The following is a 16,411-nucleotide window of genomic DNA, read 5'->3' on the forward strand; positions in this document are numbered from 1 at the left end:
GTAATGCGTAATGAACCACAACGTTTAACCGTGGTGCCGGCGCGCTATCCGGCACGTACCGTCGGCGCGATTGTCGCGTTGTTTATTCTGGCCAGCGTGATTGATTCGGTTGCGTTCAATCCGCGCTGGGAATGGGGCGTGTTCGCCAAATGGTTTTTTGATCCGGTGATCCTCAGCGGTTTGGGGCAAACGCTGCTGCTGACGCTGTTTGGCACCATACTCAGCCTGATTTTTGGCGGTTTGCTGGCGCTGGCGCGCCTCTCGTCATCCTGGCTGCTGAGTACGCTGGCGTTTGGCTATATCTGGCTGTTCCGCTCGCTGCCGCTGATCGTGGTGCTGATCATCCTCTACAACTTCTCCTATCTGTACGACACGCTGTCGCTCGGCATTCCGTTTACCGCGCTGTCTTGGGGCCATTTCCAGACCATCAACGTGCTCGGCCAGTTCCCGGCGGCGGTGATTGGTTTGACGCTGGTGCAGAGCGCTTATAGTGCTGAGATCATTCGCGGCGGCTTTTTGGGTGTCGATCACGGCCAGTTTGAAGCGGCTTCGGCGCTGGGATTATCCTCCACGCGCCGTACCTTCCGCATCATTCTGCCGCAGGCGCTGCGCGCGATTATTCCTACCACTTTTAATGAAATCATCAGCCTCGCCAAAGGCACCTCAATGGTTTACGTGCTGGCGATGCCGGAACTGTTTTACACCATTCAGATGATCTACAACCGCACGCAGCAGGTGATTCCGCTGCTGATGGTCGGCGCGGCCTGGTATCTGATCATCACCACCGTTCTGTCACTGCTGCAGCACAGCGTTGAGCGCTGGCTGGCGCGCAGTGTCACCCGTGAACCGCAGCCGTCGCGCTGGCGTCAATGGCGTAACCGCAGCGCCAAACCTGCAACCGAGGAGCTTTCCCATGTCCGAAGCCATTGATTACCGCAATCTGCATACCGCTGGCGCCATTAGCATTACCGGCGTGAGCAAGTCGTTCGGCAAACTGAAAGCGCTGGATGATGTGTCGCTGGAGCTGGAACCGGGATCGGTGACGGTGATTCTCGGGCCGTCTGGCTCGGGCAAATCGACGCTGCTGCGCACCATTAACCATCTGGAGCGCGTTGATGAAGGCTATATCCAGATCGATGGCGATTACATCGGTTATCAGCGTCGCGGCGACAAGCTGTATGAGCTGAAAGAGCAGGCGATTCTGCGTCAGCGCATCAACGTTGGCTACGTGTTCCAGAACTTCAATCTGTTCCCGCATCTGACGGTGCTGGAGAATCTGATTGAAGCGCCGATTGCGCATCGTCAACTGTCTCGCCGTGAAGCGATTGATCGTGCCGGTGAGCTGCTGGATGTGGTCGGTTTGCGCCACAAAGCCGATGCCTGGCCGCGCCATTTGTCGGGCGGCCAGCAGCAGCGCATCGCGATTGCGCGCGCCTTGATGCTCAATCCGCGCGTGATGCTGTTTGATGAACCGACGTCAGCGCTCGATCCCGAGCTGGTGGGTGAAGTGCTGGATGTGATCAAAAAGCTGGCGCGTTCCGGCACCACGCTGGTGATTGTCACGCACGAAGTCGGTTTTGCGCGTGAAGTGGCGGACAACGTGGTGTTTATGGTCGATGGACGCATTGTTGAGCAGGGCAGCAGTAATCAGGTGCTGAATCAGCCGCGCCACGAGCGCATCAAACGTTTTCTGGCGCGGGTACTTTAATGGAACGAGTGATTATTGCGGCGTTGCTGACAGTGATGTCAGGCGCGCCAGCCATCGCAGCAGAAACGCTGGATGCCAAAAACAACGAAACGCCCATCAATATAGCCGCGAATCCCCAGGCTATCGCGAAAATTCCGGCGGGTTTTCACTTTGTGAATCCGGGTTATTTGACCGTCGCTACCACGGCGATGAACTCGCCGCCGATCGGTTTATGGGCGTCGGATAATAAAACGCTGATCGGCAGCGATCCGGATATTGCGCGTCTGCTGGCGGACAGTTTGGGTTTAAAGCTGAAGCTGGTGCCAGCCGCCTGGGAAGATTGGCCGCTGGGTATTACCGCTGGACGGTATGACGTGGCGATGTTCAATATTGCCGTCACCGAAGAGCGCAAAAAGAAGTTCGATTTCGCCACCTATCGCGCGGATAACCACGCCTTTGCGGTGAAAACTAACAGCGCGATAACTGCGATTAAGGGCCGCGAAGATGTGGCGGGTAAGCGCATCATTGTGGGTTCGGGCACCAATCAGGAGCGGATTTTACTCAGCTGGGATGAGAAGAACCGCGCGCAAGGTTTAGCGCCGGTGCAGCCGATCTATCTCAACGATGATGCGGCGGCCACGCTGGCGCTGCTTTCGGGACGTGCGGATGCAACGTTTGGCCCTCAATCATTGGCAGCATGGAAAGTCGCTTCGCGCGGGCAGACCAAAATCGTCGGTCACGGCCCGTTCCGCGCTTGGGTGGCGGTGACCACTAAAAAAGGTAATGGATTGGATGTGGCACTGCAGCAGGCGATCAATGGCGCGATTGCCAGCGGCGAGTACAAACAAGTATTGGCACGCTGGGGCGAACAGGAAGAGGCGGTGGAAACCTCGCAGGTGAATCCGCCGGGGATTGTTTACCAGTAATTTTCTGTTCTGCTTAATTTTGCGAGAAAGCTCACGATGTGAAAGTTGTGGGCTTTTTTTATTTCATTGGGTTTTAGGTCGGCTCACATTAAATTGTCTGTAGATTGTTACTTGCTCAGTTGATTGATTATCTTCTTTGTTTTTTTGACAGTTATTTTTATTTTCTTATTCAAACCACTAATGTTTGTGAAAAAAACCGGTGTTAAGATGTTCAGGGTTTTGGGCGAGTGCGGAGTTTAACGTTTACCATTGCAAAAGGGAGTTTGATTATATGGCCTACCGTCAACCTGCATTACCCAATCAAAAATGGAAACGATTGGGGTGAAATAATGTTAGCTGAACCGTTAAATAAAGTGTTATCAATTATGCGTGCCGTCAACGTAAATGCAAACAAGGCGGACAACCACCGAGCGGAGGTAAAGGAATGCAAGAGCGTGTTAAAAGTCTGGAAGACAATGTTACCGTATTGGTTTCTGACGTAGCGGTGATTAAGTCAAACTATGCCACGAAACAGGATGTCGAAGCGGTCAAAGCGGATGTGGCGGTAATCAAGTCAAATTATGCGACTAAAGAGGATGTGGCTGCCGTGAAAGCGGATGTAGCGGTGATCAAGTCTAATTACGCTACCAAGGAGGATGTTGCGGCGATAAAGGTCGATTTATATAAAGCAATGATTACACAAACCAAATGGATGGTGACTACCCAATTTGTAACCTTAGGAGCGGGTCTTTCACTTGCGAAACTACTGTTTTAGTTAATATGCCGTGTGCCGGTCGCCATAAATGGCGACCCTGCAAAACAGCAGATTATATTTTGGCTTTCTTGATCCATACCTGCGCATCTGCGGGCGGCAGCGGGCGGGCGAAATGGTAGCCCTGAAACAGATGACAGCCTTTATCGCGCAGGTAGGTGAAATACTCCTCACTCTCGATGCCTTCAGCCAGCACATTCAGACCCATTTCACGCGATAACTCGATGGTTTTCTGCACCACAATCGCCGATGACTCATTTTTAAAAATCTGCATGATTAATGATTTATCAATCTTAATATCATCAATGGCAAAATCACTGATCGATTTAAGCGATGAATAGCCGACGCCAAAGTCATCAATCGCCCATTTAACACCTAATTGGCTAAAATGGCTGATTACGTCGCCAATACGCTTCTGGTCGTAGACAAAAGTGGTTTCAGTAATTTCAAACTTGAGGCGTTCGGGGCGGATTTTATAATGCGACAGCGATAACAAGGTATCCTGGGTGAAATCGCGGTGTATTAACTGCAGCGGACTGATGTTAACAGAAAACACCAAATCACTAAGGTGCTGACCGCGATCCCATTCGGCGATTTGCTGTAAGGTGTGTTCCATCACCCACTTGCCAATGTCGATAATCAAGCCACTTTTTTCGGCCACTGGAATAAACACTTCGGGTGAAATAAAGCCTTTAACAGGATGCTTCCAGCGCAGCAGGGCTTCAAATCCAATCAGCTTTTTATTGCTGTCGACTTGTGGCTGGTAATAGAGCTCCAGCTGATTCTTTTCGATGGCTTGTGAAAGTTCGCGTTTGATCAAATCGGTTTCGGAGTAGTTGCCGCGCAGCGTGAATGCCGTCAACAACAGCGCGATCATCGGCACTGCACAGTTGACGATATAAAAGCCGGATTCATGCGGAATATTGAGCTGAAACGCGCTATGTTGCCAGGTTAATCCGGTCGAGATAAAAAACAGATAAACCACCAGGCAGATTAACGGGAATATTTTACTTAAGTAAGGTGTTTGCTGGCGTAATACCAATGCTGAGCCAACGGTTAACGCCACCAGATAATTGTACTCAGAGTGTTTTTCTACTCTGTGGTCATTATCCAGCAGAAACAACAGCATTATGATCAGTAACAAAGCATGCACGATGATGTAGAGATGTTTGTTCAGCTTGTCACGGAATGCCGCAATGACAATATAAAATCCCATCGCGGTGCTCAGGCAATATAAGGCGGAAACACCATTTTCTCCCTTAATGAAATTCGTCGCTACCATATAAAAACCCGCCAGGATGCTGGAAAATCCAGCAATGAGCAGAGTTAAGCGCAATTTTTTTTCTGGGTTATCACCCTGCAAAATGAAGGGTAAATCTTTTAGCATGGAATATCTGGAGCTAAAATAAGAAATCATCTGAGGTTCTCATTTTTACTGTCATATTTATTAAATTTAATCGCATAATTATTCTAGATTCTTGCATCGATAAAGTCATAATTTTGTTTTCTCCTATCAGAGATTGTTCCTACCCAGTGCCCGGTAGGCGCGCTAGAATCAACGACCAACGGAAAGGCTTTCACAAAGCTTAAACTCACCTTCAACATACTGATTGCAATGAAAATACGATTCCTGTCTGCCAATGAACTAAAGCTGGCCGAGGTGCGTACCATCCTTGAGCCGGTCGGTGTCGAAGTGCTGCCCATCGCACGCCGTATTGAAGAGATTCAGACTGAAAATGAGGTTGAACTGGTGCGCGACAAGCTCACCAAAGCGTTCTCTATTATTGGTCGTCCGCTGTTTGTCGAACACACCGGGCTCTATCTGGATGGCCTGAACGGCTTACCGGCCGGATTGACGCGCATCTTCTGGAGCCGCCTGAATGCTGAGCGCTTCACCAAACTGGTGAACGGTTTAGATAGCGCCTGCGTCACGGCAAAAACCGTGCTTGGCTATTGCGATGGGCAAAAAATGTATCAGTTCGAAGGCGAACTGCGCGGCACCATCGCCACCGAGCCTGCTGGTCCACGCGAATTTCAATGGGACTGCGTGTTTATCCCGGAAGGGCACACGCAAACTTTCGCCGAAATGGGCGAGCTGAAAAATGAGATTTCGATGCGTCGCCTGGCGCTGGATCGCTTCGCAACCTTTTTGAAAACATCGCGGGGATTGGCATGAAACCCGAGCTAAAACGCGCCTATGACGCCGGTAAACTGATCCTGTTCGCCGGTGCAGGCATTTCACGCAATCTTGGCCTGCCGGAATGGCATGAACTGATTGCGCACCTGGCTAAAGAGCTGGGCTACGACCCAAAAATCTTCAATACCTACGGCACGCATCTGTCGCTGGCGGAGTATTACAAGCAGCGTAAAGGCTCGCTGGGACCGCTGCGCAGCTGGATGGATCGCGAATGGCATCGCCCGGATATTGACGTGCGCAGTTCTGAAATCCATACCATGATCACCCAAGGCAATTTCTCACGCATCTACACCACCAATTACGATCGCTGGCTTGAAATGGCGCATGAGGCGCACAACGTGCCTTACAGTAAAGTAGCGAACGCGGCAGATTTGGTGTCGTTGACTGAAGATAAGCGCCACATCATCAAACTGCATGGTGATTTCGACGACGATACGTCAATTGTGCTGGATGAAAGCAGCTACTTTGAACGCCTCTATTTTGATTCGCCGCTGGATATCAAACTCACGCACGACGTCATGGGCAACTCGGTATTGTTTGTGGGCTACAGCATCAGCGATTTCAATATTCGTCTGTTATTCTACCGCCTGACAAAAATGTGGGGCCGAACCGGATTGGCCACCGCGCGTCCTAAATCGTACCTGTTCACCAACCGCAACAACCCGGTGGCAAAAGAGGTATTAGGGCAGTGGGGCATTGAGATGATCGTCTCGGAAGAGGACGATCCGCGCAAAGCGTTGGCGCTATTCCTGGAAGAATTACTGGCTTAACAGCAGAAAGTCATTGCCTGGAAAAGTTTGATCAGAATATACTGTATATAAATACAGTTAATCGAGGTGCATCATGGCAGTCGAAACCAAATATGTTGTAGTCAGAAAGGGTGAAGAAAAGATGACGTTTGCCAATAAAAAAGACGCGGATGCCTGGGACAAAATGCTCGATATGGCAGACGCCTTTACCGATTGGCTACAGCAACATCAGCCAGATTTGGGTGAAGCGCAGGCCGAAGCATTGGGTCTGCTGTTGGCTGAACAGAAAGACGCGGTGCAGCATATCCTGCGCACCAGCAAGCTGCCGGATATTGTAAAGGCAGAAGAGGTTGCGCAAGCGCCTGAAGCCGCTGCGGAAACCGAGAGCGAAGCGGAAGCGGTAGCGCCGGAAAAGAAAGTCCGCGCGGTTAAAGCGGCGTAAGCCGTTTTGTCAGGTGCGCATTGACGCGCACCTGGTTACCCATCAATGCTTAATCTGGTAGCGCGTGCTGCGCCCGCCGCCGGGTAATTTCTCCAGACAACCTTTCGCCAGCAGTTCTGTCAGATGTCGCGTCGCCGTGGCTTTACTCACTTTCGCCACCTTCTGATACTGGCCGGCGCTTATGCCTGCGTTAAATCCCTGTTCACCGCCATCCAGTAAGCGATTCAGCACGCGGGTTTGCTCCGCACTCAGCTCAGCAGCATTGTGCATTAACCAGAAGCGCGCTTTGTTTTGCGTGCGCGTGACGGTTTCCAGCGCGCGCTCAAGGCTGTCATTCAGCACATCACAAAACCACAGCAGCCAATCTGTGACGTCCAGCGCACCGCGCTGCGTCTGCTGCAGGATGCGGTAATAATCGGCACGTTGCGCCAGAATCGATGCGGACATGGCATACAAGCGGATGCTCTGGCTATCCGCCTGCGCCAGCGCCAAATCGGTCAGGGCGCGGGTGATGCGTCCATTACCGTCATCAAACGGGTGCAGCGTAACGAACCACAGATGGCACAGCGCGGCGCGCAACAGCGGGTCGAGTAGCGGATCCGCGCGGCTGTGATTAAACCACGCGATAAATTCTTCAAGCTGTGCCTCCAGCCCGGCGCGCGGCGGTGCTTCGAAATGTACTGTTGGCCGATCGATACGCCCCGAAACGACCTGCATCGGTTCATCACCGCGCAGCGTGCCGACATTCAGTCGCTTGATGGTCCATTCGCTTGCGGGGAATAACCAGCGATGCCACTGGCATAAACGCGCCAACGTGAGTTCCTGATCGCGTTGCGTGATGGCATCCATCATCATGGTTGCCAAACCTTCGGAACGTTCGGAAACCGGGTAAGGCTGATCGAGCGATACACCTAAACGGCGGGCAAGGGACGATCGTACCGACTGCGCGTTGACGCGCTCATCTTCAATCGCTGAGGAAGAGAGGATATTGCTGAGCAGCGTATCCAGCGTTTGTTGATCGCTGTTATCTTGCACGCTGGCGCGGCCCAGCAAGACGCCGCGCTGCTGCTGCAACTGGCGCAGGCGCGGCAGTAATTTCTCATCCTGCCAGCGAAACTGCGGCCAATCAGGCTGCTGCCAAATCCACATCATAAAGTCACTCCTGAATCGCGTGAGCTGAATAGAACGGATATTCGGCTCATATATTGAGCTGAATAATAGTCTGTAATCGGCTCATTGACCAGCAGAGAGAGCGTGTATTGGGCGCTGACCTGATGACGGTCGCCATAAATGGCGCCCCAACGGAGTTTGGTGCGTTGCCATCAAGTTCCACCGCCGCGCGCCGATAGAGTGTTCAAAGGATGCACGCGCACAGGGAGTGGTTCTGAATACCGAAAAGTGTCAACTCCAGGAGCGCCATAATGGCCAAACACGCATCACCCAAGAAAACAATGAGCACCCGCACGCAGATGCTGCTGACGGGCGCCTTAACCATCACACTCGGCTTTGCCGTAACCATCGGCGTGCTGAGCTGGCAATCCAGTAACGAACAAAAGTCACTGGCCGAAAGCTATCTGCAGCAGATTGCACAAAGCCAGGCGCTGCAAATTCAGCATGAACTTAGCTACGCGCGCGATGTGGCGCATAACCTCGGCCACAGCTTGATCGCATTGCCAGCGGCGGGCATTCAGGACCGTAAAGTTGCTGATAAGCTGATGGAATCGGCGCTGCGCGATAATCCCGATTACCTGTCGATCTCGGTGATCTTCGAAGAGAACGCCTTCGACGGACGTGACGCGGAGTTCGCCACCCAAGCCAATGCGGCACCGAAAGGTCGCTACGCCTTCTTCGTCGATCGCGATCAAACCGGCAATTTTAACCTGCATCCGCTGACCTCGATCTTCACGCCAGGTCAGGGCGATTACTATCTGCTGCCGCAAAAAAGTCAGAAAGATATGCTGATTGAGCCTTACAGCTACGCCTACAACGGCGTGCCGACGCTGCTGACTTCGGTAGCGGCGCCGATTGTGAGCCAGGGCAAACTGTGGGGCGTGGTGACGTCCGATATTTCGCTGGCGTCGCTGCAGGAGAAGGTCAACAAAATCAAACCGTGGGATGGCAGCGGCTATGCGATGTTGCTCTCCAGCGCGGGTAATGTGGTTTCCTATCCGGATAAAAGCCAGACCAGCAAGCCGTGGAAAGGTGATACCCATAACTTCAGCAGCAGCGTGATGGAACATCATGATGCGTTGCTGGGTGAAGATGCGCTGGTGACCTGGCAGCCGGTGGTGATTGGTAACAGCGATCAGAAATGGTATCTCGGCGTGGTTGCGCCGGTCAGCCAGGTGATGGCGGCGGCGCATCGTCAACTGATTAACGCGGTGATCCTGATGATCATCAGCATTCTGGTGGTGTGTACGCTGCTTGGCATGCTGTTCAGCCGCAAAGTGCTGAAGCCGATTGGTGGCGAACCGCTGGAAGCCGCGACCATCGCGCTGGCCGTCGCCGATGGCAAACTCGATAACGTCATCACGTTGAAAGGTCGCGATAACAGCAGCTTGTTCTATGCGCTGCATACCATGCAGAACCAGCTGCGCGATATCGTGGGACAGATTCAGGATGCCAGTTCGTCGGTGCGTCAGGGCGCGGGTGAAATCGCCAGCGGCAACCTCAATCTCGCCTCGCGTACCGAGCAGCAAGCTGCCGCGCTGGAGCAAACGGCCGCCAGCATGGAGCAAATCACTGCCACGGTGAAACACAACGCCACCAACGCGCATCAGGCGACAACGCTCACCGACAACGCCACGCACATTGCCAGCCGTGGTGAAACGCTGGTGGGCGAAGTGGTGCAAACCATGGCGCAAATTGACGACAGCGCGAAGAAAATTGGTGACATCACCGCCATCATCAATAGCATCGCCTTCCAGACCAATATTCTGGCGCTGAACGCCGCAGTAGAAGCGGCGCGTGCCGGAGAACAAGGACGCGGCTTTGCCGTGGTGGCGTCGGAAGTCCGTAATCTGGCCCAACGCAGCGCCAATGCGGTGAAAGATATCGGCGCGCTGATTGAAGAATCCACGCAGCGCGTCGGCAGCGGCGTGCAGCTGGTGCAGGATGCGGGCAAGACCATGCAGGAGATGACGCAGGCGGTGAATTCGGTGCGCACCATTATCGGTGAAATTGTGATTGCTTCCGATGAGCAGGCGCGCGGCATCAGTCAGGTGACCATCGCGGTGAACGAGATGGACAGCACCACGCAGCAGAACGCCGCGCTGGTGCAAGAGATGTCTGCCGCCGCCAGTTCGCTGGAAGATCAGGCCTCGCAGCTGGCGAACACCGTTGGGCGTTTCCAGCTGAGTTAATTGAGCCTTAGCTAAGAACGCGCTGAGCGTGGCACGCCGTTTTTCTCTGAATAACGGCTGCCTATCCACCAGGTGATCAGCGCCGCCAGGGCGATTGCGCCTAGCACGGCAAACGCACTGCGATAGGAATAGGCTGCGGCAATGTTTCCCGCCAACGCGGGACTCATTGCCGCGCCGACGCCCTGCATGAGCATGATAAAACCCTGACCGGCATTGGTATGTCCGCTGCCCTCAAGCACCTTCACGATATAACCCGGCACCGCCACGCCCAGCAGACCCGCCGCTACGCCATCCAGAATCTGTACCGGAATCATGAAATAAGCGCCGTCAAAAGCGGAGGCAATCAACGCACGTAATGGCAGCACCAGCAGCGCCGCCGTGATCAGCACGGGGTAGCCAAAACGCGGTGCGTGACGTGCAGCATACAGCGCCATGGGAATCATCACACATTGTGAAATAACCACCGTGGCGGCAGCATAAAGTCCGGGGCTGATGGCTGCGTTGTGCGCTGCCGCCACCCGCAGGCTCAGCATAGGTAACAGCGCGGCATTGCCAAGATGGAAGAGTAACAGCGTAACTCCCGTAATAATGACGGCAGGATTACGGGCAATCTGATAAAGACGCGGGACGTTGCTGGCCGATTCGCTGCCAGAAAGCCCGCGCGCGGCAAGGTTATCGATGTCGTTATGGCGAATAGCCAGCACGGCTGCACCTGCGCACAGCGCCATCGTCGTCATGAGTACAAACACCGCACCCGTGCCCCACAACCACACTGAAGCACCCGCAATAATGGCGGCTGTCATATTTCCGCCGTGGTTGAAGGCTTCATTTCTCCCCATTTGATGGCTGAATCCTTGCGGACCGGCCAGGCCAAGGGTAATACCCGTCAACATCGGCGCGATGAGCGCGGCGGAAAGGCCAGTCACAATCTGCGATAAAACCACGATCCATCCCTGATGGAAATACCACAGCAGCAAGGTGGATAGGGTGATCAGGAGTGAACCGATGAGCAGCAACGATCGTTTATGGCGAGTAGCGTCTGTGGCTAAACCCGCCGGCAGGGTGGCAACCAGACCTGCAAGGCCACCGGCGGTCATCACCCAGCCAATATCTCCTGCATTCCAGTGGCGTTCTGTCAGAAATATGCCGAGAAAAGGCCCAAGACCATCTCGTACGTCAGCCATAAAAAAGTTAACCAGACACAGAGCCTGAAGCGAACGCAGTGGCATAGGAATCCTTAGCAAGTAATCGGAACGGGACGAACGTAATCATGGCAGGAAAACGGCAATTTTCCTGCTGTGATGGGCGTTAATTATGTTGCCGGGTACCAAACCGCTGCCGATACTGGCCGGGCGTGACGCCGGTGAGTTTGCGGAAAATTTTGCGGAAAGCGGAAGGGTCGCTGTAGCCGATCTCCCAGGCGATCTGATCGACCGAACGATTACTCAGCTCTAGCGCATCGCGCGCTTTCATAATGCGTACCTGCTGCAAATAATCCGTTGGCCGCAGGCCGGTCGCTTTCTGGAAATGGCGCAGAAAAGTACGTGGCGTCATGCTTGCCAGCGCCGACATGCTCTCAATGCTGTGATGCTCGGCAACATGGGCATGAAGATGATGCTGCGCGCGCAGAATCTGGCTATCGCCGTGATCGAAATTGGGGATAAATGCCGAATAGGTGCTTTGCTCGCGTCGCGGCGGGTCGATCAGTAAAAAGCGTGAGGTCGCCAGCATGGTGCCGGTGCCGAGCACTTTTTCGATCAGCGTTAAACCCAAATCGGTCCACGCCAAAATCCCACCGGCGGTAATAATGTCGCCATCGTCAATCACCATATTTTCCACCGCGACGTCTACCGCAGGAAAACGCTCCGACAGCGTCTGTGCAAAGGCCCAGTGTGTAGTGGCACGACGATGATCGATCAGTCCGGTTTCGGCCAGCACAAAGGCACCGGCGCACACCGAACAGAGCGTTACGCCTGCGTCATAAAGCTCACTCATCCAGTCGGCGGGCACCTTCATGGGCACCATTTTCGCTGGCACCACCAGACTTGGCGGCGCAATCACGTGGCTCAGGCGATGTGCTGTATCGGGATGGCTATCCCAGACGCAAACCATGTGATCGCTGTGCGCATCAATCTGCCAATGTGAGACACGAATCGTCCGCTTGCGCTCTTCACCCGATATATTCTCGGCCCACTCCGCAGCAATCCTGAACATATCGGTTAAGCCATATATCGCCGCGAGTTGGCAATCGGGATAGATCACCAAGCCAATCTCCGCGACAACGCTGCTTTCGTCAGTTTTAATCATTTGTCAGTTACGGCCCTTAATGTGTCATATTTGACAATATTAGCCGCTGCCGCTTTCCATAACAATAAGCCCATCGAACGCAGACAATCACATACAGAGGACTTACTCATGAGCAACGGCATCATCACCACCCAAGACGGCACCAAAATCTTTTACAAAGACTGGGGCCCAAAAAACGCCCAACCGGTAGTGTTTCATCACGGCTGGCCGTTAAGCGCCGATGACTGGGATAACCAAATGTTGTTCTTCCTGGCACAAGGTTATCGCGTTATCGCCCACGACCGTCGCGGCCACGGACGTTCCGACCAAACCGCTAGCGGCAACGATATGACCACTTACGCCGCTGACGTGGCAGAACTGGCCAAAGCGCTTGACCTGCGCAACGCCATCCATATCGGTCACTCTACCGGTGGCGGCGAAGTGGCGCGTTATGTGGCGCATGCCGAAAAAGGTCGCGTGGCGAAAGCAGTGTTGATGGGCGCCGTGCCACCAATCATGTTGCAAACCGCCGCCAATCCTGAAGGTTTGCCAAAAGAAGTGTTTGACGGTTTCCGCTCGGCGCTAACCGCTAACCGCGCGCAGTTCTTTATCGATGTGCCAGCGGGGCCGTTCTACGGCTTTAACCGTCCGGGTGCGAAAGTGAGCCAGGGTTTGATCGATAACTGGTGGCGTCAGGGCATGGCGGGCGGCGCTAAGGCGCAGTACGACTGTATCGCTGCGTTCTCGGAAACCGATTTTACCGAAGATTTAAAAGCGATCACGGTGCCGGTATTGGTGCTGCACGGGGAAGACGATCAGGTGGTGCCGATTAATGATTCGGCGCATAAGGCGATTAAGCTGCTGAAACAGGGCACGCTGAAAACCTACCCAGGCTTGTCGCACGGTATGTTCGCGACGCATCCTGAGCAGATTAATCCTGATTTGTTGGCGTTTGCGAAAGCGTAAATTACCGAGTTCACGAATCGTAGCGGCGCAATTATTTGCGCGATAAATCGCGCAGCTACGAAATATTCAATATTTTTATTTTATTCGTTATTTTCCGTCATTTTGCGGTAAGCGGCGGGTGTAATGCCTGTCACCCGGCTGAACGCCCGCCGCATCACGTCAGCGCCGGAAAATCCGCACTGCAATGCCAGCGTTTTAGCGGGCAGCGATTTTTGTTCCAGCAGCTGTTTTGCTTTCGCCACGCGCTCGCGCTCCAGCCATTGTCCCGGCGTCATCCCCAATTCATTGCGGAACAATCGCGTCAGATGCCTTTCACTGATCGCCATATGTTCGGCCATCATCACCACGGTTTTAACTTCCGCCAGATGCGAAATCACCCAACGCTGTAACTCCTGCAACGCCGAACGGCCGCTCAACGACGCGCTGTCGCTGCGCATAAAATGCGTCTGATTGACCGGACGACGGAAAAACATCACCAAATGCGCGGCAATCTCAATCGCGACTTCACGCCCAAGATCCTCTTCCACCAGGCGCAGCGCCAGATCCAGCCCAGACGTGACCCCCGCGGCGGTACGCACTCGCCCATCTGCAACGCACAACGCATCGGCATCTACGGTGATCTCCGGATAGCGTGAAGCCAGCAAAGCGGCGCTTTCCCAGTGCGTGGTGACGCGTTTTCCGGCCAGCAATCCGGTGCGCGCCAGCAGCAACGCGCCGCTGCACACCGAGCCGAAACGCTGGCTGCGCTGGCATAAACCGCTCAGCGCATGCAGCAGGTTGTCATCGGCAGCAAAATTTTCTATGCCCGGCGCGCCGGCGATCAGAAAGGTGTGCGGCGCATAGTTCTGCGTTTCAGCCAGCTGCATATCGGCGCTCAGCCGCACGCCGGATGATGCGTGAATCTCACCGCCCTCAACCGCGATAATGCGTGGCGTGTAAATCTGGCGCTGCAGCAGACGGTTGGCTTCGGCAAACACATCCAGCGGGCCGGAAACGTCGAGTAACTGCACGCCCGGCACCGCCAGAATCGCTATTTCATGACGCATTCATTTCCTCATGTCGCAAAACATCACAATGTCTTTAATCGTCTGTATTGGGTGCTTTAAGACTTTTAGCCTGCGCTCTATGGTTGAAAAAGACAACCAACAGGAGAGAAAAAATGAGCGTGAACATTACCGGCATCCGCATCCCGGACAGCAAAATGGCCCGTGAAGCGACAGAGTTTGTGCGCGATACCGAATCAGAGTTGCTGTTTAACCACTCCAGCCGCGTCTTTTACTGGGGCGCGCTAGCGGGGCAGCAGCGTGGAGTTAACGTCGATCGCGAGCTGCTGTATATCGGCTGCATGTTCCATGACATCGGCCTGACGCACGAACACTGCAGCTGCGATAAGCGTTTTGAAGTAGATAGCGCCAATGCCGCGCGGGCATTTTTGCAGGGCTACGGCATCGCCAGCAGCGATATCGACAAAGTGTGGACCGCGATTGCACTGCACACCACGCCGGGAATCCCGGAGTTTATGGCACCAGAAATAGCGCTGGTTACCGTTGGCGTGGAGATGGACGTGCTGGGCATCGGTTATGAAAAGTTCGCGGAAGAGGAGATTGTCGCCGTGACGGCGAACTATCCGCGCCCGGCGGCGTTCAAGGAGGCGATCATTCAGGCCTTTTACGATGGCATCCGGCATAAACCGGATACCACCTTTGGCAATGTAAAAGGTGATGTGATTAAGGATAAAGAGCCGGATTTCTCACCGCTCAATTTCTGTCGCGTTATCCGTCAGTCTCGCTGGCCGGGCTGAGTGAGGTTTTCGCCCGGCTGTTCGCAGCCGGGAAACCCTGCTTAGCACGCAGCGCAATTCCCAACGCGACCAACAGCAATAGCAGAATCGCCCACGGAAAAGATTGGGAGCCGACATGTTCCAGCAACATTCCGCCGGTCAAACCGCCGAGGGCGATAGCGCTGTTCCAGGTGACGACATTCATGGAGAGCGCGACATCGGCATATTCGCCGGCGGCATCTGCCAGAGCCGTTTGCAGCAGCGTCGCGGCACCGCCGAAGGTGAGTCCCCAAACGGCTATGCCCGCATAGATCACGGCGGGTGTTGGCGTACTCAGACCAAAAATCACCGACACCGCAGCAAAGATGGAGAGTGACAGCAGCACCGCTTTGCGCAGTTGCGTATCAATGATCTTACCGGTGATGAATATTCCCCCCAATGCCGCCATACCAAAGATCAGCAGCACCACATCCACGCGATCTGCCAGACCGGCTGAAGCAATGAACGGTGCAATGTAGGTGTAGAGAATGTTATGCGCCAGCATCCAGGTCAGCACCACACCCAGCACGGCACCTACGCCGGGGAGGCGTAACACTGCGCCGAGCGGCATTTTTTGCGTGGCAGATTGGCCGGGATAGTTCGGCACGGCCAGCAGAATCCAGCCGATAAGAATGAGAGAGAGACCCGACATGGCGGCAAATGTCAGACGCCATCCCAGCAACGAACCCATCCATGTGCCTGCCGGAACACCGAGTGAAAGAGCGATTGGCGTGCCCACCATAGCGAGCGCCAATGCGCGTCCCTGCAGCGATGGAACCACCATTCTTCGCGCATAGCCCGCAATCAGACTCCACGCCAAACCGGCTGACGCACCCGCAAAAAATCGCGCTATTAAGGTGATGACAACGTCAGAAGAGACGGCGGTAAGAGTGTTAAACAGCAGAAATCCACACACGGTGCTCAGCAGCACAACCCGGCGCGACCAGCTTCGGGTCAGCAATGTGAGCGGAATCGCGGCCAGTAGCGAACCGGCTGCATAGGCGGTAACCCATTGACCGGCCAGCGAGGGGGAAATATTAAGCCCCTGACTGATTTGTGGCAGCAATCCGGCGGGTATGGTTTCAGTCAGGATGCAGATAAAACCTGCCATTGCGAGCGCCAAAAGCGCCGGGAGTGGCAGCCGTTGGGCTTCTTCGTGCTTAAACGTTGAATTCATTATTTAGCCTGCTCTTGATTTGCGACAGCGCAGCGAAGCGCCATGGATA

16 protein-coding genes are annotated in these 16,411 nt (G+C 54.2%); 10 read left to right on the top strand and 6 right to left on the bottom strand.

The window, feature by feature from the left end; translation table 11 throughout:
• The first annotated feature begins 3 nt into the window (after nucleotides 1-3).
• The 4 genes from P6287_RS21060 (at nucleotide 4) to P6287_RS21075 (ending at nucleotide 3,367) form a co-directional block, all read left to right on the top strand.
• Nucleotides 4-930 (top strand): amino acid ABC transporter permease, encoded by a 927-nt coding sequence (locus P6287_RS21060; protein WP_110868467.1) that lies wholly within the window; start codon nucleotides 4-6, stop codon nucleotides 928-930.
• Entirely contained in the window at nucleotides 914-1,708 is a 795-nt protein-coding gene (locus tag P6287_RS21065) for an amino acid ABC transporter ATP-binding protein (protein ID WP_277975308.1), read from the top strand. The genes P6287_RS21060 and P6287_RS21065 overlap by 17 nt, the downstream gene beginning before the upstream one ends.
• Nucleotides 1,708-2,613: an ABC transporter substrate-binding protein gene (locus P6287_RS21070; protein ID WP_192235003.1), complete on the top strand. Its 906-nt coding sequence runs from the start codon at nucleotides 1,708-1,710 to the stop codon at nucleotides 2,611-2,613. Before P6287_RS21065 ends, P6287_RS21070 begins: the two co-directional genes overlap by 1 nt.
• Nucleotides 2,614-3,037: 424 nt before the next feature.
• On the top strand, nucleotides 3,038-3,367 hold the full coding sequence (locus P6287_RS21075) for a hypothetical protein (protein WP_277975309.1): 330 nt from the start codon (nucleotides 3,038-3,040) through the stop codon (nucleotides 3,365-3,367).
• 52 nt (nucleotides 3,368-3,419) lie between these two features.
• Here the strand turns inward: P6287_RS21075 and P6287_RS21080 are convergent, their stop codons facing one another.
• On the bottom strand, nucleotides 3,420-4,580 hold the full coding sequence (locus P6287_RS21080) for an EAL domain-containing protein (protein WP_225614485.1): 1,161 nt from the start codon (nucleotides 4,578-4,580) through the stop codon (nucleotides 3,420-3,422).
• 399 nt (nucleotides 4,581-4,979) lie between these two features.
• On the opposite strand from P6287_RS21080, the gene P6287_RS21085 reads away from it, so the two are divergent.
• The 3 genes from P6287_RS21085 to P6287_RS21095 all read left to right on the top strand — a co-directional run bounded on the left by P6287_RS21085 (nucleotide 4,980) and on the right by P6287_RS21095 (nucleotide 6,752).
• A complete protein-coding gene (locus tag P6287_RS21085; protein WP_101761408.1) occupies nucleotides 4,980-5,540 on the top strand; it encodes a non-canonical purine NTP pyrophosphatase in 561 nt (186 codons plus the stop codon).
• Nucleotides 5,537-6,331 carry an SIR2 family protein gene (locus P6287_RS21090; protein ID WP_008108794.1) on the top strand — a complete coding sequence of 265 codons (795 nt, stop codon included), beginning with the start codon at nucleotides 5,537-5,539 and terminating at the stop codon, nucleotides 6,329-6,331. The genes P6287_RS21085 and P6287_RS21090 overlap by 4 nt, the downstream gene beginning before the upstream one ends.
• 73 nt (nucleotides 6,332-6,404) lie before the next feature.
• Nucleotides 6,405-6,752 carry a YebG family protein gene (locus tag P6287_RS21095; protein ID WP_110866975.1) on the top strand — a complete coding sequence of 116 codons (348 nt, stop codon included), beginning with the start codon at nucleotides 6,405-6,407 and terminating at the stop codon, nucleotides 6,750-6,752.
• Between the two features lie 42 nt (nucleotides 6,753-6,794).
• Here P6287_RS21095 and P6287_RS21100 read toward each other — a convergent pair whose 3' ends face one another.
• Entirely contained in the window at nucleotides 6,795-7,904 is a 1,110-nt protein-coding gene (locus P6287_RS21100; protein WP_277975310.1) for a Fic family protein, read from the bottom strand.
• Between the two features lie 269 nt (nucleotides 7,905-8,173).
• Between P6287_RS21100 and P6287_RS21105 the strand changes: the two genes are divergently transcribed.
• The gene (locus P6287_RS21105; RefSeq protein WP_110866973.1) at nucleotides 8,174-10,114 is read left to right on the top strand and encodes a methyl-accepting chemotaxis protein; all 1,941 of its coding nucleotides are present in this window, start codon (nucleotides 8,174-8,176) and stop codon (nucleotides 10,112-10,114) included.
• Nucleotides 10,115-10,125: 11 nt separating this feature from the next.
• Here the strand turns inward: P6287_RS21105 and P6287_RS21110 are convergent, their stop codons facing one another.
• A complete protein-coding gene (locus tag P6287_RS21110; RefSeq protein WP_101761412.1) occupies nucleotides 10,126-11,343 on the bottom strand; it encodes an MFS transporter in 1,218 nt (405 codons plus the stop codon).
• Between the two features lie 79 nt (nucleotides 11,344-11,422).
• Nucleotides 11,423-12,421, bottom strand: a complete 999-nt coding sequence (locus tag P6287_RS21115; RefSeq protein WP_277975311.1) for a GlxA family transcriptional regulator — start codon at nucleotides 12,419-12,421, stop codon at nucleotides 11,423-11,425.
• A 108-nt stretch (nucleotides 12,422-12,529) separates the two neighbouring features.
• On the opposite strand from P6287_RS21115, the gene P6287_RS21120 reads away from it, so the two are divergent.
• Nucleotides 12,530-13,366 carry an alpha/beta hydrolase gene (locus tag P6287_RS21120; RefSeq protein ID WP_222233999.1) on the top strand — a complete coding sequence of 279 codons (837 nt, stop codon included), beginning with the start codon at nucleotides 12,530-12,532 and terminating at the stop codon, nucleotides 13,364-13,366.
• Between the two features lie 80 nt (nucleotides 13,367-13,446).
• Here P6287_RS21120 and P6287_RS21125 read toward each other — a convergent pair whose 3' ends face one another.
• Nucleotides 13,447-14,412 carry a helix-turn-helix domain-containing protein gene (locus tag P6287_RS21125; RefSeq protein WP_101761415.1) on the bottom strand — a complete coding sequence of 322 codons (966 nt, stop codon included), beginning with the start codon at nucleotides 14,410-14,412 and terminating at the stop codon, nucleotides 13,447-13,449.
• A 113-nt stretch (nucleotides 14,413-14,525) separates the two neighbouring features.
• Here P6287_RS21125 and P6287_RS21130 point away from each other — a divergent pair, with 113 nt between their 5' ends.
• The gene (locus P6287_RS21130) at nucleotides 14,526-15,167 is read left to right on the top strand and encodes an HD domain-containing protein (protein WP_277975312.1); all 642 of its coding nucleotides are present in this window, start codon (nucleotides 14,526-14,528) and stop codon (nucleotides 15,165-15,167) included.
• Here P6287_RS21130 and P6287_RS21135 read toward each other — a convergent pair.
• Nucleotides 15,139-16,362 carry an MFS transporter gene (locus P6287_RS21135; RefSeq protein WP_277975313.1) on the bottom strand — a complete coding sequence of 408 codons (1,224 nt, stop codon included), beginning with the start codon at nucleotides 16,360-16,362 and terminating at the stop codon, nucleotides 15,139-15,141. The genes P6287_RS21130 and P6287_RS21135 overlap by 29 nt on opposite strands.
• Nucleotides 16,363-16,411: the final 49 nt, after the last annotated feature.

This window comes from Pantoea sp. X85, from assembly GCF_029623675.1.
Lineage (GTDB): Bacteria > Pseudomonadota > Gammaproteobacteria > Enterobacterales > Enterobacteriaceae > Pantoea > Pantoea leporis.

Excerpts from the sequence above, each read along its gene's own strand:
- P6287_RS21130 (WP_277975312.1), top strand. The coding sequence starts at position 14,526 with ATGAGCGTGAACATTACCGGCATCCGCATCCCGGACAGCAAAATGGCC.
- P6287_RS21090 (WP_008108794.1), top strand. The coding sequence starts at position 5,537 with ATGAAACCCGAGCTAAAACGCGCCTATGACGCCGGTAAACTGATCCTG.
- P6287_RS21070 (WP_192235003.1), top strand. The coding sequence starts at position 1,708 with ATGGAACGAGTGATTATTGCGGCGTTGCTGACAGTGATGTCAGGCGCG.
- P6287_RS21120 (WP_222233999.1), top strand. The coding sequence starts at position 12,530 with ATGAGCAACGGCATCATCACCACCCAAGACGGCACCAAAATCTTTTAC.
- P6287_RS21075 (WP_277975309.1), top strand. The coding sequence starts at position 3,038 with ATGCAAGAGCGTGTTAAAAGTCTGGAAGACAATGTTACCGTATTGGTT.
- P6287_RS21085 (WP_101761408.1), top strand. The coding sequence starts at position 4,980 with ATGAAAATACGATTCCTGTCTGCCAATGAACTAAAGCTGGCCGAGGTG.
- P6287_RS21060 (WP_110868467.1), top strand. The coding sequence starts at position 4 with ATGCGTAATGAACCACAACGTTTAACCGTGGTGCCGGCGCGCTATCCG.
- P6287_RS21115 (WP_277975311.1), bottom strand. The coding sequence starts at position 12,421 with ATGATTAAAACTGACGAAAGCAGCGTTGTCGCGGAGATTGGCTTGGTG.
- P6287_RS21135 (WP_277975313.1), bottom strand. The coding sequence starts at position 16,362 with ATGAATTCAACGTTTAAGCACGAAGAAGCCCAACGGCTGCCACTCCCG.
- P6287_RS21095 (WP_110866975.1), top strand. The coding sequence starts at position 6,405 with ATGGCAGTCGAAACCAAATATGTTGTAGTCAGAAAGGGTGAAGAAAAG.
- P6287_RS21080 (WP_225614485.1), bottom strand. The coding sequence starts at position 4,580 with ATGGGATTTTATATTGTCATTGCGGCATTCCGTGACAAGCTGAACAAA.
- P6287_RS21065 (WP_277975308.1), top strand. The coding sequence starts at position 914 with ATGTCCGAAGCCATTGATTACCGCAATCTGCATACCGCTGGCGCCATT.
- P6287_RS21100 (WP_277975310.1), bottom strand. The coding sequence starts at position 7,904 with ATGATGTGGATTTGGCAGCAGCCTGATTGGCCGCAGTTTCGCTGGCAG.
- P6287_RS21110 (WP_101761412.1), bottom strand. The coding sequence starts at position 11,343 with ATGCCACTGCGTTCGCTTCAGGCTCTGTGTCTGGTTAACTTTTTTATG.
- P6287_RS21125 (WP_101761415.1), bottom strand. The coding sequence starts at position 14,412 with ATGCGTCATGAAATAGCGATTCTGGCGGTGCCGGGCGTGCAGTTACTC.
- P6287_RS21105 (WP_110866973.1), top strand. The coding sequence starts at position 8,174 with ATGGCCAAACACGCATCACCCAAGAAAACAATGAGCACCCGCACGCAG.